This window comes from Alistipes intestinihominis, from assembly GCF_040095975.1.
Classification (GTDB): domain Bacteria; phylum Bacteroidota; class Bacteroidia; order Bacteroidales; family Rikenellaceae; genus Alistipes; species Alistipes senegalensis.
On the sequence record NZ_JBBMFL010000004.1, the window covers coordinates 61,693 to 78,381 of the forward strand.

The following is a 16,689-nucleotide window of genomic DNA, read 5'->3' on the forward strand; positions in this document are numbered from 1 at the left end:
TTCAGATCAACCGGGTTATGAAAAAGATTGTCATCGTTTTGGCTTTCGCGGTGGCGGCTGTTTCGGCCGCTGCCCAGACGCAGCCGGAGGTGTCGTCCAAGCGTTTCGCCGATGCCGTGAGCCATTGGAACAAGGAGCACGGCAAGCAGACTTACGAACGCTACATGCCCGACCAGTTCCGCGGGATCGCCGACAATATCGTGGCCTACCAGAACGCCGACGGCGGCTGGCCCAAGAACCTCGACATGATGGCGAAACTCGATCCCGATTCGGTGAAAGCCTCCCTCAAGCCGCGCCACCGGCTTTCGACGCTCGACAATGCCAATGTCTACACGCAGGTCGAGTATCTTTCGAACGTTTTTCTGCTGACAGGCGACAGCGTTTACTGCCGATCCGCCCGCCGGGGCATGGAGTACATGCTTGCGACGCAATACCCCAACGGCGGCTGGCGGGGATGGGACGCCGACGCAGTGACCTTCAACGACGGCATCATCTGCGGCGTGCTTTCGACCTGGCAGGAAGTGCTCGCTGGAAAACCCCTCTATGCGTGGGTGGACGACGGTCTGAAAGCCCGGATACAGGCTTCGTGGGACCGGGGCATCGACCTGATCCTCAGAACTCAATGGGTGCAGGCGGGCGTAAAGACCGTCTGGGCCCAGCAGTACGACCACGAAACCCTGCAACCCGTCAAGGCCCGGGCCTATGAACTCCCGGGGTTGTCGGCTTCCGAGAGCGCCGACATCGTGATGCTGCTGATGCGCATCAAAAAGCCGTCGCCCGAGGTCGTCGAGGCCGTCGAAGCCGCCGCCGCATGGTTCGACCGCACGAAGATCACGGGCAAAAAGGTCGAGACCGTTTCGGTGCCCGAAGGGTTGGAAGAGGACCGGAAGATCAAAAAGGACCGGATTCTGGTCGATGATCCCGATGCCGCCCCGATCTGGCCGCGTTACAGCGAGTTGTCCGACAACCGGCCTTTCTTTGCCACGCGTGAGGGGGTGAAGGTCTACGATCTGCGCGAAGTCCCCGCCGAGCGGCGCGTGGGTTACTCGTGGTACGGAACGTGGGGCGGCAAGGTGCTGAAAAAATATCCCGAGTGGCATCGGAAACTCGGAAAATAGCCGCGCTTCGGGCGCAACTTCTCAAAACGTCAAAACGGGCCTTCGGGGCCCGTTTTTTGTGCCGAGCGTGGTCGCAGCTGAGTAAATTTGACATTGCGCTCGCCGATCTTTGGCTGTGCCGAAGATCTTCCCGTCCGGCAAAATGCGAGCGAGCTTGCTTTTGCGCTCGCTTATCCGTATCTTTGCGGCGGTTTGGGCCGAGGGGTGCAGCCGGACCGGCTCGAACCGCTGTTTTTTATTAACCCAAATTTCAAACACATGGAAAACATCCAGGCAAAACAATGCCCCGCTACTCACTGGCGGCGTTGGAACCGCAAGGGCTGGTCGGTCTTTGCGAGTCTGCGCCGCTGCTGGGCGATCGGGGTTCTCTCCGTCGGGATGTCGATCCTGCTGCTTGCGACGCAGGGTGCGTCCGCGCAGAATGCCGATACGGCCGCTGTCCTCAAAACGTGGAGGATACGGGAGGTCGGCATCACGGGGAGCCAGACGGCTCCCGTGCGCAGCGCCCAGTCGCACACCCCGCTTTTCGACCGGAAAGCCCAGGCCCCGGCGCCTGTCCAGACTCTGGAAGCCGCCCTGCGCCTCGCTCCTTCGGTCGATGTCCGCGAACGCGGAGGCAAGGGAGCACAGGCCGACATCTTCATCCGGGGAGGCTCTTTCGACCAGACCATGGTCCTTCTCAACGGCATCGACTTCACAGATGCACGCACCGGACACCAGTCCCACGCGCTGCCCGTCGATCTCGACTGCATTTCGTCCGTCGAACTGCTCGACGGCGTGCCGGGCGTCGGCGCCTATGCCGGGGCGGTGAACATCCGCACCGCGCCGCTGCGGCCCACTTACCTGCGCTTCGAGGGTTCGGGCGGCCAGTACGGCTATGCTTATGCCAACCTCTCGGGAGCGGTGACCTCGGGCCGTTTTTCGGTGCTCGGGGCGGCCTCCTACCGCCGCAGCGACGGCTACCGGCACAACACCGATTTCTCGAATTACAACGCTTTCGTGCGTGCAACCTGCGACGGCGGGCGGGCCGGGTTCTTCGACCTGCAAGCCGGGTGGCAGGACCGCGATTTCGGCTCCAACGGCTTTTATGCGGCTTACAATCCCGACCAATGGGAGCACACCGCAACGGCGCTGGCGTCGTTGCGGTGGCTGAAGACCGCGGGCCGCTTCTCGCTGGGAGCCGCCGTGAGCTACCGCAAGAATTTCGACCGCTACGACTGGACGCGCGGAACGGCGATGAACCGTCACAACACGGACAATGCGGGTGCGAAAGCGTGGGCCGACTGCGATTGGGCGGCGGGTAAGACCTCGCTGGGCGCCGACTGGGCCTTCAACCATATTTACAGCACGAATCTGGGCGAGAAACTCGCGGTTCCCGAAGGGCACTACACCCACGCCAAGGCGCGCCATACGGGCAACATCTGGCTGCGGCACGCGAAGGAGTGGCGGCATTTCGATGCGGCCGCTTCGGCGGGCGTCAGCCTCACACCCTACGGCACATCGGCGTTGTGGAGCCTTTCGGCCGGGTGGACGCCCGTCGAGGAGCTGCGCGTCGGCGCAGGGGTGTGGCAGTCGATGCGCCTGCCGACCTTCACGGACCTCTACTACACGTCGCCGGCCCAGATCAACAATCTTGATCTCGTGCCGGAACACGCTGTGACATACCGTATCGGCGCCGATTATCTCAAGCATTGCTGGAACATTTCGGCGCAGGTTTACTACCGGGCCGGACGCGACATCATCGACTGGGTGTGGCGCGAGGATATGGGCGACAAATGGCACTCCGAGCAGTCGAGCCGTCTCGACACTTTCGGGGCCGAGCTGGCGGGCGGCTACGCCTCGGCGGAAGGCTTCCTGCGGCGCGTGACGCTCTCCTACGGCTACATCACGACCGACCGCAACGCGGATGTCATCGCCCGGAGCGCTATGGACTTCATGCGCCACAAGGCGGCATTGGCCGTCGAGGTGCGTTTCCTGCGGCGGATGTCGCTGGCGCTGACCGGCTCGGTCTACGACCGCAACGGCAGCTACACCCACTATCCGGTGGCGGGGGATGCCTCCGTCACCGAGGTCCGCAGCTACGAGCCCTATTTCCTGCTCGACGGGCGTCTGTCGTGGGAGAAGGGTATCTGCCGGCTCTATGTCGATGCCACGAACATCACCGACACCCGTTACTGCGACATCGGCGGCATTCGTCTGCCGGGTTTCTGGTGTACGGGCGGGGTGGTGCTGACCATCGGCCGCTGATTCTTTCCGGGCCGCGGACTTTTGTGAAACGCGGCTCTTCCCGGCTGCAACCGAGGGTTCGGCGCATCGCGCCGAACCCTTTCTGTTTTTTGCCGGATTGCCGGGAAGCCGGCATGCGAAGGGTACGATGTCGTGACGGAGACCTCGCCGTTTTGGCCGGAGCTTCGGCGGCCGTGCGGAAAAACGCCTCCGGGAGGTACGGAATGCGGATATATTGCTTACTTTTGCGGTCGTAAACGGAATCGTATGAATCGTGTCGAAGGTATTCTTTGGGCGGCCCTCTCGTCATCGACTTTCGGACTGGCTCCGCTGTTCACCCTGCTGCTGATCGGCGCGGGGTATTCGTCGTTTGAGGTGCTGACCTACCGCTGGGGCGTGGCGTCGCTCTGCTTGGCAGCCTACGGCGTGGCGACGGGGTGCAGTTTCCGGCTCGGCGGGCGTCAGCTGGGCACGGTGTTCCTGCTGAGCCTTTTCCGGGCCGCCACGTCGCTGAGCCTGGTGATCGCCTACCAGAACATCGCCAGCGGGATGGCTTCGACGATCCATTTCATGTATCCGCTGGTCGTGGCGCTGGCCATGATGTGCTTCTTCCGCGAGCGCGGCTCGGTGTGGACCTTCGCCGCCGTCGGCCTGTCGATCGTCGGGGCCGTGCTGCTGTCGCAGGGAAACGCTGGATTCGCACGCGGAAACACGACGCTGGGCATCGTGTCGTCGGTGGTGTCGGTCGTGGCCTACGGCGGCTACATCGTGGGCGTGCGTAAGAGCCGCGCCGTGGAGATCGACTCCACGGTGCTGACCTGCTATGTGATGGCTTTCGGTGCGCTGATGTTCATCGTCGGCGGATGTTTCACGGGCGGCATCCGTCTTGAAACCGATCCGCATACGTGGCTCTATATCCTCGGCATCGCCCTGCCCGCGACCGCCGTGTCGAACATGGCGCTGGTGCGGGCCATCAAGTGCATCGGGCCGACGCTGACCTCGATTCTCGGCGCTATGGAGCCGCTGACGGCCGTGGTGATCGGGGTGTGGGTCTTCGGCGAGCCCTTCACGGCGCAGGGGGCGGGAGGCATTCTGCTGATCGTCGCGGCGGTGACGACGGTGGTTCTGCACAGCCGGCGGGCCTGACGAAAAATCCCGGAGCGACGAGCTCCGGGATTCTTGTTTCACAGCGTGAAGGTCATGGCGATCGGGTAATGGTCCGAGATGAACGGCGCCCCGTAGTTGCCGTCGAGCGTCGTGAAACTCAGGCACCTGAGCTTGCCCCGCCAGTAGAGGTGGTCGATCACGATCGTGTCGGGGGCCGAGCCGAATCCGTTGAAGGTCCCTTTGCCGTCCGTCTTCGGCGCCTTGTCGCGGACCGATTTCATGTATTTGGCCAGCGGTCTGAAGATCGGGCTGTCAACCGGGGTGTTGAAATCTCCGCCCAGTACGGCCGTGCCCTTCGGGCCTGCTATGCGTTGTATCTCGCCGACGATCAGTTTGACGGACTCTTCGCGGGCGATCTTGCCGCGGTGGTCGAGGTGGGTGTTGAAGTAGAAAAACTCCTTGCCCGAATTTTTGTCGCGCAGTTCGACCCATGTCATCGTGCGGTTGCAGGCGCCGTCCCAGCCCCGCGACACCTCGGCAGGGGTTTCGCTGAGCCACAGCGTGCCGCTGTCCACCAACTCGAAGCGGTCGCGGAGGTAGTAGATCGCCATGATCTCGCCGCCTTCGGCTCCGTCGTCGCGTCCCACGCCGACACGGGCGTACTGCGGGCATTCGGTGTCGATGTATTGCAGCTGGTCGATCAGCCCCTCCTGCACGCCGAATACGTCGGGCGCCTCCTGCCGGATCATCTGCGGCGTGGCGTGGCGGCGTTTCATCCAGGCGTTGTCGCTGTCCCGGGCGCCGCTGTTGCGCAGGTTGTAGGAGATCAGTTTGATCGGCCGCGGGCCGTCGCCGGCGATTGCCGGCATGGAAAAACAGGCTGCGAGGAGCAGCAGAAGTGCGGTTTTTTTCATTATCGTAGAGTTAGTGCTTTTTTCAGTCGTTCGAGCCCGTCAGCCAGCAGCGTCCGCGGGCAGGCGATGTTCAGGCGGATGAATCCTTCGCCCGCCGCGCCGTAGATCGACCCGGGGTTGACGAAGAGGCGTCCGTCGGCGAGCAGCCGCGCCGCAAGCGCCTCCGAGGTCATGCCTGCGGCGCGGCAGTCGATCCACGCCAGATAGGTGCCTTCGAGGGGCAGCACGGGGTATTGCGGCAGTTCCCGGGCGAGGAAGTCCCGCAGGAAGAGGTAGTTTTCGTAGAGATAGGCGTTGAGCGCGTCGAGCCACTCGGCGCCCTCGTCGTAGGCCGCCGTAAGGGCTTCGATGGCGAAGGGGCTGATCTCTCCCGTTTCATTCAGGGCGAGCGCCTGGCCGATGCGCTCCCGGATTGCGGCATCCGCGGCGAAGATGTTGGCCACTTGCAGTCCTGCGAGGTTGAAAGCCTTGCTCGGGGAGGTGCAGGTGACCGAGCGGCGTGCGAATTCGTTCGAAAGCGAGGCGAAGGGTGTATGGCGGAATCCGGGCATGATGAGCTCGCAATGGATCTCGTCGGCGACGACGAAGACATCGTTGCGCAGGCAGATTTCGCCGATGCGCCGCAGTTCCTCCGGTGTCCAGACGCGCCCCGCAGGGTTGTGGGGATTGCAGAGAATCATCAGCTTCACTGCCGGATCGGCGGCCGTGCGTTCCAGGGCGTCGAAATCAATCGTGTAGGTGTTGTCGCGGCAGGTCAGTTCGCATTCGGCGGCCGCGCAGCCGCTGTTGGCGACGGAGATGAAGAAGTGGTTGTAGACGGGAGTCTGCATCAACACCTTGTCGCCCGGGCGGGTCAGCGCCCGGAGGATGGCCGAGAGGGCGGGAATCACGCCGGTCACGGGGCGTATCCATTCGCGCGCGGGAGCCCATCCGTGCCTCCGTGCGAACCAGCCCGTAATTGCCGCATAGTAGCTCTCCGGGACCTTCGCATAGCCGAAGATGCCGTGTTCGACCCTGCGGCGAAGCGCCTCGACGACGGCCGGGGCCGTCCTGAAATCCATGTCCGCCACCCACATCGGCAGGATGTCGTCGGCGGGTTTCTCATCCCACTTCAGCGAGTGCGTGCCCCGCCGCGGGATCGGTTCGTCGAAATCGTAGTTCATCATACTATGTAATACGCAGAATTGCCGCCGAAGGTTTCAGCGGCTGTTTTTATTTCCGTTTTTCGTTCCGCGCGATGGCGGGGTGTCGCTGAAATGATATATATTTGTGCCGGGAACGACTCTCGAAGACTATGGCAAAGATTCTGATTATCGACGACGAACAACAGCTGCGTGGGCTGCTGGCCCGGATCATCTCGCTCGAAGGGTACGATGTGACGGAGGCCGTGGACTGCGCCTCGGGGCTGAAAGCGCTCCGCCGCTGCGATCCCGACGTGGTGCTGTGCGACGTGAAGCTGCCCGACGGCAACGGCGTCGAGATGGTGGCGAAGATCAAGGAGGCCGCACCGTCGGCCGAAGTCATCCTGCTGACGGCTTACGGCAACATCCCCGACGGGGTGCAGGCCATCAAGAACGGCGCCTTCGACTACATCACCAAGGGCGACGACAACAACAAGATACTGCCCCTGCTGAGCCGTGCCGTCGAGAAGGCCCGGATGCAGCGGCGGCTGGCCCGCATCGACGACTCCCTGTCCGAACAGCACTCGTTAGACCGGATCATCGGCCGTTCGGAATCCCTGCGCCGGGCCGTGGAACTGGCCCGCAAGGTCGCCGCCACGGACACCTCGGTGCTGCTCACGGGCGAAACGGGAACCGGCAAGGAGGTCTTCGCCCAGGCCATTCATCACGCCAGTCCGCGGGCTCGGGAGGCTTTCGTCGCGGTCAACTGTTCGGCCTTTTCGAAGGAGCTGCTCGAAAGCGAGCTGTTCGGCCACCGTGCAGGCAGTTTCACGGGAGCCGCCAAAGACAAGAAAGGACTCTTCGAAGAGGCCGACAAAGGCACGCTGTTCCTCGACGAGATCGGGGAGATGCCTGCCGAATTGCAGGCCAAACTGCTGCGGGTGCTCGAAAGCGGGGAGTTCATCAAGATCGGCGAAACACGCCCCACGCGGGTCGATGTGCGTCTGATCGCCGCCACGAACCGCGACCTCGAACGGGAGATCGCCGCAGGCGGTTTCCGCGGGGACCTCTTTTTCCGGCTGTCGGTTTTCCGCATCCAGCTGCCGCCGCTGGCCGAACGTCGGGGCGACATTCCCGAATACGTCCGCTTCTTCGCGGCGCAGTTCGCCGCCAAAATGGGCAAACGCATCGACACGATCGACGACCGCTACATCGCGGCCCTCGAACGCCATCCCTGGCCGGGCAACGTCCGCGAACTGCGCAACGTCGTGGAGCGCAGCATGATCATGGCCGACGGCAACAGCCTCACGTTCGACTGCCTCGCCCCCGAGTTTTACACGGCGGCCGTCGGCTGCGCGCCCGATTCGCTGACGCTCGAAGACCTCGAACGCCGCCACATTCTCCGGGTGCTGGACCACACCGGGGGCAACAAGGCCGAAGCCGCCCGTCTGCTGGGCATCGGCATCGCCACACTCTACCGCAAACTCGAAAGCTACGGGGTGAAATAACCCTTTGGGCTTTTCATTTCGAGAGGGCCGCCTTATCAAAATGATAGGGCGGCCCTCTTTTTTTGTGCGTATCGAAAAATCGCAACGGGTTATTCGAGAGCGACTTGCATCCGAAACTGCGGTTTTGGCACCGCCTTCGTATGCTATCCGGGCAAACCGAACGAGGAATTCGACATGGCAACTTTGATAACCATACTGCTGATCGCGCTGTTTTGCGGCGCCATGTTGCTGCTGGACCGGATGCTGTGCGGTTATGTAAAAATGATGTCTAACTCAAAAAAAACGAAGCGATGAACGCAATCGTACTTTTCATTCTGCTCTGCGCCCTGGGGGCGTTGTGCTACTGGTTCTATTTCAAATGTGTGGATTGGTTCGAAAAAATCTGAAGGAAAAATGTTTACAGGACTGCTTATTCTGAGCATTGTCGGATTCATCTATCTGATGTACGTGCTCGTAAAACCCGAAAAATTCTGATTGTCTGACCCGTAAAAAAAGCGAATAAATGAATACGGAAATTTTAGGCGTGATTCTGCAATGGGTGGCTCTGGCGGTGCTCTGCTATCCGCTGGGGCGCTACATCGCCAAAGTCTACCGCGGCGAGCGCACCTGGCTCGACTTCATGGCTCCGCTCGAAAGGGGCATTTACAAGGTCTGCGGCATCGATCCCTGCGAGGATATGGACTGGAAGAAGTTCCTCAAGGCTCTGCTGATGGTCAACCTCTTCTGGTTCTTCTGGGGCATGGTGCTGCTCTGCTGCCAGAGCTGGCTGCCGCTCAATCCCGACGGCAATGCCAACCAGACGCCCGATCTGGCGTTCAACACCTGCATCTCGTTCATGGTCAACTGCAACTTGCAGCATTACAGCGGAGAGAGCGGGCTCACTTATTTCACGCAGCTGTTCGTGATCATGCTCTTCCAGTTCATCACCGCGGCGTGCGGCATGGCCGCCATGGCCGGCATCATGAAGGCGCTGGCGGCGAAGACCACGAAAGCCATCGGCAATTTCTGGGTTTATCTGGTCAGGAGCACGACCCGCATCCTGATGCCCCTGTCGCTTCTGGTCGGCATCCTGCTGGTGATCAACGGCACTCCGATGTCGTTCGACGGCAAACAGACCATCACGACGCTCGAAGGCGCCGAGCAGGTCATCTCGCAGGGCCCTACGGCAGCCATCGTGCCGATCAAACAGCTGGGTACCAACGGCGGCGGTTATTTCGGCGTCAACTCCTCGCATCCGCTCGAAAATCCCAACGCCTTCACGAACATTCTGGAGTGCTGGTCGATTCTGATTATCCCGATGGCGATGGTCTGGGCTTTCGGCTTCTACATCCGTCGCCGCAAGCTGGCCGCCTGGATCTTCGGCGTGATGCTCTTCGCCTTCACGGCAGGTATTTTCGTCTCCGTTCCGCAGGAGATGGGCGGCAACCCCAATATCGACGAAATGGGCATTGCGCAGGATCTGGGCTCGATGGAGGGCAAGGAGATCCGCATCGGTTCGGCCGCATCGGCCATGTGGGGCATGGTGACGACCGTCACGTCGAACGGCTCGGTGAACTCGATGCACGACTCGCAGACTCCGCTCAGCGGCATGATGCAGATGCTCAACATGCAGATCAACTGCTGGTTCGGCGGCGTCGGAGTGGGGTGGATGAACTACTTCGCCTTCCTGATCATCGCCGTCTTCATCAGCGGACTGATGGTGGGCCGCACGCCCGAATTCCTCGGCCACAAGGTCGAGGCGCGCGAAATGAAGATCGCCACGCTGGTCGTGCTGATGCACCCCTTCCTGATTCTCGTCGGTACGGGCATTTCCGCCGCCGTGGCCGCCGCGAACCCCGAAATAGGGTGGCTGAACAACCCCTCGTTCCACGGACTGAGCGAAATGCTCTACGAGTACACCTCGGCCGCCGCGAACAACGGTTCGGGCTTCGAGGGACTCGGCGACAACACGCCGTTCTGGAATATCATGACCGGCATCGCCCTGATCATGGGCCGCTATTTCCCGATCGTGGGCCAGGTTGCCATCGCCGGCCTCCTCGCCTCGAAGAAATTCATTCCCGAGAGCGCCGGAACGCTGAAAACCGACACGTTCACCTTCTCGCTGATGACCTTCGCCGTCATCATCATCGTGGCCGCCCTTTCGTTCTTCCCGGCACAGGCTCTGGGTCCCATCGCCGATTATTTAAGTTTCTAATTCGGATTTGAAAAATGAAAAATCGAGTAAATAATTCGTTGTTCAACAAACAGCTTGTAAACGCAAGTTTCGTTGAGTCGTTCCGCAAGCTCGATCCGCGGGCGATGATCAAGAACCCGATCATGTTCACCGTCGAGGTCGTGACGTTCGTCATGCTGCTGCTGATCGTCTGGATCGCCGTGACGGGGAACACGTCGCAGGGTTCGCTGGGTTACAATATCGTGATCTTCCTGGTGTTGCTGGCTACGGTGCTCTTCGCCAATTTCGCCGAAGCGCGCGGCAGGGCGCAGGCCGATTCGCTGCGCAAGACCCGTGAGGAGACCCCTGCCAAACGTATTGAGAAGGACGGACAGTCGCATATCGTCAGCAGTTCGGCGCTGCGCAAGGGCGACGTGTTCGAATGCGTTGCCGGCGACACCATTCCTGCCGATGGCGAGATTGTCGAGGGGCTGGCGTCGATCGACGAAAGCGCCATCACGGGCGAATCGGCCCCGGTGATCCGCGAGGCGGGCGGCGACAAGAGTTCGGTCACGGGCGGCACGAAGGTGCTCTCCGACCGTATTCTGGTGAAAGTGACCGTACAGCCGGGCGAGAGTTTCCTCGACAAGATGATCGCCCTCGTCGAAGGCTCCTCGCGTCAGAAAACCCCGAACGAGATCGCGCTGACCATCCTGCTTGCGGGCTTCACGCTCGTTTTCGTGATCGTTTGCGCCACGCTCAAGCCCTTCGCCGACTATGTGGGCGCCAACATCACCGTCGCGGCCTTCATCTCGCTGTTCGTCTGCCTGATCCCGACCACCATCGGCGGCCTGCTGTCGGCCATCGGCATCGCCGGCATGGACCGCGCCCTGCAAGCCAACGTCATCACCAAGTCGGGCAAGGCCGTCGAGACCGCCGGCGACATCGACACGCTGCTGCTGGACAAGACCGGCACGATCACCATCGGCAATCGCAAGGCCACCGAGTTCTATCCTGCGAACGGAGTGAATCCCAAGGAGTTCCTCCATCTCTGCGTCCTTTCCTCTGCGGCCGATGAGACTCCCGAGGGCAAATCCATCGTCGAACTGGGGCGCGAACACGGTTTCCGGCTCAGTCAGACCGATCTGGCGGGCGTGCGCATGGTGAAATTCACGGCCGAGACCAAGTGTTCGGGCGTGGACATGCCCGACGGCCGCCGCATCCGCAAGGGCGCTTCGGAGGCTATCCGTGCGATCGCGCAAAAAGCGGGCAACGGATTCTCTCCGGAAGTGGAGAAGATCGTGCGCACGATCTCGGAGAACGGCGGGACGCCCCTCGTGGTCTGCGAGAACGAACGGATCATGGGCGTCATCGAATTGCAGGACATCATCAAGACGGGTATCCGCGAGCGTTTCGAACGTCTGCGCAAGATGGGCGTGAAGACCGTGATGGTGACGGGTGACAATCCGCTGACAGCCAAATATATCGCCGAACAGGCAGGTGTCGATGACTTCATCGCCGAGGCCAAGCCCGAGGACAAGATGGAGTATATCCGCCGCGAACAGCGGGCCGGCAAACTGGTGGCCATGATGGGCGACGGTACGAACGACGCTCCGGCGCTCGCGCAGGCCGACGTGGGCGTTGCGATGAACAGCGGCACGCAGGCCGCCAAGGAGGCGGGCAACATGGTCGATCTGGACAACGACCCCACGAAACTGATCGAGATCGTCGAGATCGGCAAGCAGCTTCTGATGACGCGCGGTACGCTGACGACCTTCTCCATCGCCAACGACGTGGCCAAATACTTCGCCATCGTTCCGGCGCTGTTCATCACCTCGATTCCGGCGTTGCAGACGCTGAACATCATGCACCTGCATTCGCCCGAAAGCGCCATCCTCTCGGCTGTGATTTTCAACGCGGTCATCATTCCGCTGCTGATTCCGCTGGCTCTGCGCGGCGTCGCCTACAAACCGATCGGAGCCTCGGCCCTGCTGCGACGCAACCTCTTCATCTACGGCCTGGGCGGCATCGTCGTTCCGTTCATCGGCATCAAGCTGATCGACATGTTGGTAAGTGTGTTCTTTTAACGTATTGCTTGAATTATGAAAAATCTTTGGATTTCAATCAGGATAACGCTGGCGATGTGCGTCGTGCTGTTCGTCGGTTATGTATTGGTGCTGCGCCTCGTGGCGTGGGTGGCATCGCCCAATGACGGTGAGGCTCCCGTGGTGACCTATAACGGCCGGGTGGTCGGGGCAGCCAACGTGGGGCAGGTCTTTACGGACAGTGTCTATTTCTGGGTGCGTCCTTCGAACGTGGACTACAACGGCGAAGGCTCGGGCGGCAGCAACAAGGGCACGAACAATCCCGAATATCTGGCCCAGGTGGAGGAGCGCATCGACGCTTTCCTCGCCGCCCATCCCTACCTCTCGCGCGAGGAGGTTCCCGCCGAGATGGTGACCGCGAGCGGTTCGGGCCTCGATCCCGACATTTCGATCCGCGGCGCCGAGGTGCAGATCCGCCGTGTGGCCGCGGCCCGCGGCATGTCGGAAGCCGAGGTGAAGAAGATCGTCGAAGAGAATGTCTGCAAACCGTGGCTCGGACTCTTCGGCACCTATAAGGTCAATGTCCTGAAGCTGAACGTGGCGTTGGACACCGCACAGAACGAATAAAAGCGTGAGGAACTTATGGAAAAGCTGGATAAACCGGCCAGACGCTGGCTGATCGTGCTGATCGTATTTTTGGTCGTGTTTCTGGTCACGGACTTGATTTGACAATTCGGCCGGTTTCCGGCTTTCGTAAGTCGGACCATGCAAAACAAGCATTTCCCGTCGCGTACGCCCGGACCCGGAGACGGGTTTCGGGGCGCAACGGACAAAAAATAATTCGAATCGAACAAGAAGAAACCTATTTGAAAGTTTATGAAACGCATTTTACTCGGAGCATTGGCCGCTGCGGCCTTGTTTGGAACGAATCACGTTGCCGCCCGAAACGAAGGAGTGTCGTTCGGCGGCGGTTCCGATCTCGTAAGTTCGTATTACTGGCGCGGTGTCAGGGAGTCGGGCCCGGCCCTGCAACCCGCGCTGACCATGACGGCCGGAAACTTCTCGGTGACGGCCTGGGGGTCGGTCGATTTCAGCGACAGCGGCTATAAGGAGATGGATCTCACGCTGGCTTATCAGCTGGGGCCCGTGACGCTTTCGGTGGCCGACCTTTATTGGACCGGACATGACGATGACCGCTATTTCGTGTTCGACAGCCGTTCTCCCCACCGCATCGAGGTGGGTGCCAGCTGGGTCGTATCGGAAAAACTGCCTTTCACGCTGTCGTGGTACACGATTCTGTTCGGCGCCGCCGACCGGAACCATAAGGGAGAACGCGCCTATGCCTCCTATTTCGAGGTGGCCTGTCCTTTCACGGTGAAGACGATCGACATGAAAGCCGGCGTGGGTATGGTTCCCTGGAACGCTGCCGCGACCTATAACTGCGGCGACCGCGATTTCTACGTACAGAATGTCTTCCTCAATGCCGGCAAAACCTGGGACATCAAGGGTGCCGACGGTATGAAAATTGGAATTTTCACCAATTTGATTTGGAATCCCGCTCTCGACGATGTTAACTTTGTCGGCGGATTCTCGTTCAGAATGTAGCTGTATGGATACCCATGACACCCGGAGGAGCGCCGAGCACTTTCTCGATCTGATCAAGGAGTCGCATCGCGGCAAGTTCAAGGTCTATATCGGCATGAGTGCCGGCGTGGGCAAGACTTACCGCATGTTGCAGGAGGCGCACCAGTTGCTCGACGCAGGTGTCGATGTGCGTATCGGATATGTTGAGACGCATGGCCGTGCGGAAACGGAAGCCCTCGTAGCGGGGCTTCCGTTCATTCCCCGGCGCAGGCTCTTTTACAAGGGCAAGGAGCTTGAAGAGATGGACGCGCAGGCGATCGTCAACCTGCATCCGGAGATCGTCGTCGTTGACGAATTGGCCCACACCAACATCGAAGGAAGCGAAAATCCCAAGCGGTGGCAGGACGTGATGCAGATTCTCGATGCGGGGATCAGCGTCATTTCCGCAATCAACATCCAGCATATCGAAAGCCTCAATGAACAGGTTCAGGAGATTACCGGTGTGGAGGTTCACGAGCGGGTTCCGGACAGCGTGCTGGCGATGGCCGATGAGGTGGTGAATATCGACCTGACGGCGGAGGACCTGATCGACCGTCTGAAAGCGGGCAAGATCTATAAGCCGGAAAAAATCCAGACGGCCCTGAACAACTTTTTCCGGCAGGAGCACATCCTTCAGCTACGCGAGCTGGCGCTGAAAGAGGTGGCGCTGCGTGTGGAGAAGAAAGTTGAAAACGAGGTCGTCAATACGGCGCAGCTGCATGGCCGCATCCTGGCGGTGATCGACAGCAGCGAGAAGCGGGCCCGAAAGGTCATCCGCAAAACGGCGCGTATGGCCACGCATCTCAACGCCGGATTCACGGTTCTCTACGTCCAGAGCGACCGGGAGGCTCCGGATCGGATTCCGCTGGCGCGGCAACGCTACCTGATCAACAATTTCAATCTGGCGCAGGAACTGGGCGGCGAGGTGATGCGCGTGCATTCGAACCGGCATATAGATACGATTGTCGAGGCGTGTATCGACAGGAAGATCAGCAACGTCTGTATCAGCAAGCCGGAGTTTTCCCTTTATTCTTTGATCGTTACGGCGATACGACTGCGCTTTCTGCTGAATCGCCTGTCGCGTTTGAATATTGACTTAACCATTTTATCGTAATTTATGAAACTGCGTTACCGATTGACATTGGGTATCGGATTCCTGTTCGCCCTGATTCTGCTGCTGGGCATTCAGTCCGTCAGTTATGTGCGGCAGTTGTCGAAGTCGTCGAAGGAGATTCTCGCGGACAATTATAATTCCCTGCATTATGCCAAGGATATGCTGCGCTCGTTGGATCGCATCTCCCGGGATTCCGCTTCCCGGCAGACCCTGATCCGCAGCCTCGAATTGCAGCGGGAAAACATCACCGAAGCCAACGAGCGGGAAGTCACTGCGGCGCTGGGCGATAAGATTGCGGCGCTGACGGACAGCATGACGGATACTGAGATCAGATTGATTCGGGACGATCTCTATCGGATCATGGAGCTGAACATGACTTCGATCCGCATGAAAAGTTCCGATACGGCGACGAGGGCTGCGGATGCGATGTGGTCGCTGACGATCGTCTCCGTACTTTGCGTTTTACTGGCCATGATCTTTCTGATTCGTTTCCCGGCGATCGTATTGAGGCCCATCGACCGGTTGAAGCAGGGGATCACGCAGATCGCCAACCACAATTACGATCAGCGGCTCGATTTCGGCGACGACCGGGAGTTCGGGGAGGTGGCGCAGTCGTTCAACGACATGGCCGCCAGGCTGGACGAATACCGGCGCAGTTCGCTCGACAAGCTGATGACTGCGAAGACCCGCGTCGAAGCGATCGTGAATACGCTGCATGAACCGATCATCGGTCTGGATTCGTCCCGCAATATCTTGTTCATGAATAACGAGGCTCTCTCCGTGCTGAATCTCAAAGAGGATGTCGTCGGACGCAATGCGACGGAAGTCGCGCTTTCGAACGACTTGCTGCGGCGTCTTGTCCGCGGACTTTACGGCGAACAAGAGAAAAAAGATGACCAGCAGCCGCTGAAAATCTATGCCGACAACAAGGAGAGCTATTTCCAGGTGGAAAATACGCCGCTTTACATTACGCCCGTAGGCAGTACGGCGCAACAGTTCATCGGCAACCTGATCGTGCTGAACAATGTGACGAAATACAAGGAACTGGATTCGGCCAAGACCAATTTCATCTCGACCGTTTCGCACGAGATGAAAACCCCGATCTCCTCGATCCTGATGAGTCTGCAACTGCTGGGCGACACCCGGCTGGGGCAGCTCAACGACGAGCAGAAACAGCTTGTGGGCAGTATCAAGGACAGCAGCGACCGTTTGCTGAATATTACGGGCGAACTGCTCAACATGACGCAGGTCGAGTCGGGAAAGCTCAAACTCATGCCCAAGGTCGTGAAACCTGTCGAGCTGATCGACTATGCCGTGCACGCCACTCAGATCTTGGCGGAACGGTTCCATTGCTTCGTGGAGATTGATTATCCCGAAAAGATTTCGAAACTCTTCGTCGATAACGAGAAGATCGCCTGGGTCATCACCAATCTGCTGTCGAACGCCATCCACCATTCGCCCGAGAAATCGCGCATCATCATCGGCGCCGTGCAGCGTGAAAAGGCGGTGGAGATCTACGTGCGCGACTTCGGCCGCGGCATCGACCCGCGCTACCACAAGAGCATCTTCGAACGCTATTTCCGCGTTCCCGGGACCAAGGTGCAGGGCAGCGGGCTGGGGCTGGCGATCTCGAAAGAGTTCGTCGAGGCGCACGGAGGAACGATCTCGGTCGAAAGCGAGATCGGCAAGGGCAGCCGCTTTTCCATTCTGTTACCCGCCTGATCCGGTCAGGATTCCGCCGAAACGGTCCGGGGCCGTGGG

The 16,689-nt window shown here is 60.1% G+C and carries 13 protein-coding genes; 11 read left to right on the forward strand and 2 right to left on the reverse strand.

Features of this window, described 5'->3' with window-relative positions:
* Window positions 1-17 precede the first annotated feature (17 nt).
* The 3 genes from pelA to WMO46_RS04700 all read left to right on the forward strand — a co-directional run bounded on the left by pelA (window position 18) and on the right by WMO46_RS04700 (window position 4,490).
* Window positions 18-1,118 (forward strand): pectate lyase, encoded by a 1,101-nt coding sequence (gene pelA / locus WMO46_RS04690; RefSeq protein WP_349093916.1) that lies wholly within the window; start codon window positions 18-20, stop codon window positions 1,116-1,118.
* A gap of 258 nt (window positions 1,119-1,376) precedes the next feature.
* Window positions 1,377-3,365: a TonB-dependent receptor gene (locus tag WMO46_RS04695; protein ID WP_349093917.1), complete on the forward strand. Its 1,989-nt coding sequence runs from the start codon at window positions 1,377-1,379 to the stop codon at window positions 3,363-3,365.
* A gap of 246 nt (window positions 3,366-3,611) precedes the next feature.
* Entirely contained in the window at window positions 3,612-4,490 is an 879-nt protein-coding gene (locus WMO46_RS04700) for a DMT family transporter (protein WP_019150434.1), read from the forward strand.
* A gap of 38 nt (window positions 4,491-4,528) precedes the next feature.
* Here the strand turns inward: WMO46_RS04700 and WMO46_RS04705 are convergent, their stop codons facing one another.
* Window positions 4,529-5,365, reverse strand: a complete 837-nt coding sequence (locus WMO46_RS04705; RefSeq protein WP_349093918.1) for an endonuclease/exonuclease/phosphatase family protein — start codon at window positions 5,363-5,365, stop codon at window positions 4,529-4,531.
* Window positions 5,365-6,528, reverse strand: coding sequence for a MalY/PatB family protein (locus WMO46_RS04710; RefSeq protein ID WP_349093972.1), 1,164 nt, complete (start codon window positions 6,526-6,528; stop codon window positions 5,365-5,367). Before WMO46_RS04710 ends, WMO46_RS04705 begins: the two co-directional genes overlap by 1 nt.
* Window positions 6,529-6,659: 131 nt before the next feature.
* Here WMO46_RS04710 and WMO46_RS04715 point away from each other — a divergent pair, with 131 nt between their 5' ends.
* The 8 genes from WMO46_RS04715 (at window position 6,660) to WMO46_RS04750 (ending at window position 16,650) form a co-directional block, all read left to right on the forward strand.
* On the forward strand, window positions 6,660-7,994 hold the full coding sequence (locus WMO46_RS04715) for a sigma-54-dependent transcriptional regulator (protein ID WP_349093919.1): 1,335 nt from the start codon (window positions 6,660-6,662) through the stop codon (window positions 7,992-7,994).
* A 393-nt stretch (window positions 7,995-8,387) separates the two neighbouring features.
* Window positions 8,388-8,468 carry a potassium-transporting ATPase subunit F gene (locus WMO46_RS04720; protein ID WP_044118610.1) on the forward strand — a complete coding sequence of 27 codons (81 nt, stop codon included), beginning with the start codon at window positions 8,388-8,390 and terminating at the stop codon, window positions 8,466-8,468.
* 28 nt (window positions 8,469-8,496) lie between these two features.
* Window positions 8,497-10,188 (forward strand): potassium-transporting ATPase subunit KdpA, encoded by a 1,692-nt coding sequence (gene kdpA, locus WMO46_RS04725; RefSeq protein ID WP_026076454.1) that lies wholly within the window; start codon window positions 8,497-8,499, stop codon window positions 10,186-10,188.
* A 14-nt stretch (window positions 10,189-10,202) separates the two neighbouring features.
* Entirely contained in the window at window positions 10,203-12,233 is a 2,031-nt protein-coding gene (kdpB, locus tag WMO46_RS04730) for a potassium-transporting ATPase subunit KdpB (protein WP_349093920.1), read from the forward strand.
* 15 nt (window positions 12,234-12,248) lie between these two features.
* On the forward strand, window positions 12,249-12,818 hold the full coding sequence (locus WMO46_RS04735) for a K(+)-transporting ATPase subunit C (RefSeq protein ID WP_083870986.1): 570 nt from the start codon (window positions 12,249-12,251) through the stop codon (window positions 12,816-12,818).
* Window positions 12,819-13,145: 327 nt separating this feature from the next.
* Window positions 13,146-13,796, forward strand: a complete 651-nt coding sequence (locus WMO46_RS04740) for a hypothetical protein (RefSeq protein WP_019150426.1) — start codon at window positions 13,146-13,148, stop codon at window positions 13,794-13,796.
* 4 nt (window positions 13,797-13,800) lie between these two features.
* Complete coding sequence (locus tag WMO46_RS04745; protein WP_195496846.1) at window positions 13,801-14,928, forward strand: sensor protein KdpD; 1,128 nt, start codon at window positions 13,801-13,803, stop codon at window positions 14,926-14,928.
* A gap of 3 nt (window positions 14,929-14,931) precedes the next feature.
* Entirely contained in the window at window positions 14,932-16,650 is a 1,719-nt protein-coding gene (locus WMO46_RS04750) for a sensor histidine kinase (protein WP_129652074.1), read from the forward strand.
* The last annotated feature ends 39 nt before the right edge of the window (window positions 16,651-16,689 follow it).

What these genes read in the sequence shown, in the direction of transcription:
- WMO46_RS04705 (WP_349093918.1), bottom strand. Translation starts at nt 5,365, where the DNA reads ATGAAAAAAACCGCACTTCTGCTGCTCCTCGCAGCCTGTTTTTCCATG.
- WMO46_RS04695 (WP_349093917.1), top strand. Translation starts at nt 1,377, where the DNA reads ATGGAAAACATCCAGGCAAAACAATGCCCCGCTACTCACTGGCGGCGT.
- WMO46_RS04745 (WP_195496846.1), top strand. Translation starts at nt 13,801, where the DNA reads ATGGATACCCATGACACCCGGAGGAGCGCCGAGCACTTTCTCGATCTG.
- WMO46_RS04715 (WP_349093919.1), top strand. Translation starts at nt 6,660, where the DNA reads ATGGCAAAGATTCTGATTATCGACGACGAACAACAGCTGCGTGGGCTG.
- pelA (WP_349093916.1), top strand. Translation starts at nt 18, where the DNA reads ATGAAAAAGATTGTCATCGTTTTGGCTTTCGCGGTGGCGGCTGTTTCG.
- WMO46_RS04710 (WP_349093972.1), bottom strand. Translation starts at nt 6,528, where the DNA reads ATGAACTACGATTTCGACGAACCGATCCCGCGGCGGGGCACGCACTCG.
- WMO46_RS04735 (WP_083870986.1), top strand. Translation starts at nt 12,249, where the DNA reads ATGAAAAATCTTTGGATTTCAATCAGGATAACGCTGGCGATGTGCGTC.
- WMO46_RS04720 (WP_044118610.1), top strand. Translation starts at nt 8,388, where the DNA reads ATGTTTACAGGACTGCTTATTCTGAGCATTGTCGGATTCATCTATCTG.
- kdpA (WP_026076454.1), top strand. Translation starts at nt 8,497, where the DNA reads ATGAATACGGAAATTTTAGGCGTGATTCTGCAATGGGTGGCTCTGGCG.
- kdpB (WP_349093920.1), top strand. Translation starts at nt 10,203, where the DNA reads ATGAAAAATCGAGTAAATAATTCGTTGTTCAACAAACAGCTTGTAAAC.
- WMO46_RS04700 (WP_019150434.1), top strand. Translation starts at nt 3,612, where the DNA reads ATGAATCGTGTCGAAGGTATTCTTTGGGCGGCCCTCTCGTCATCGACT.
- WMO46_RS04750 (WP_129652074.1), top strand. Translation starts at nt 14,932, where the DNA reads ATGAAACTGCGTTACCGATTGACATTGGGTATCGGATTCCTGTTCGCC.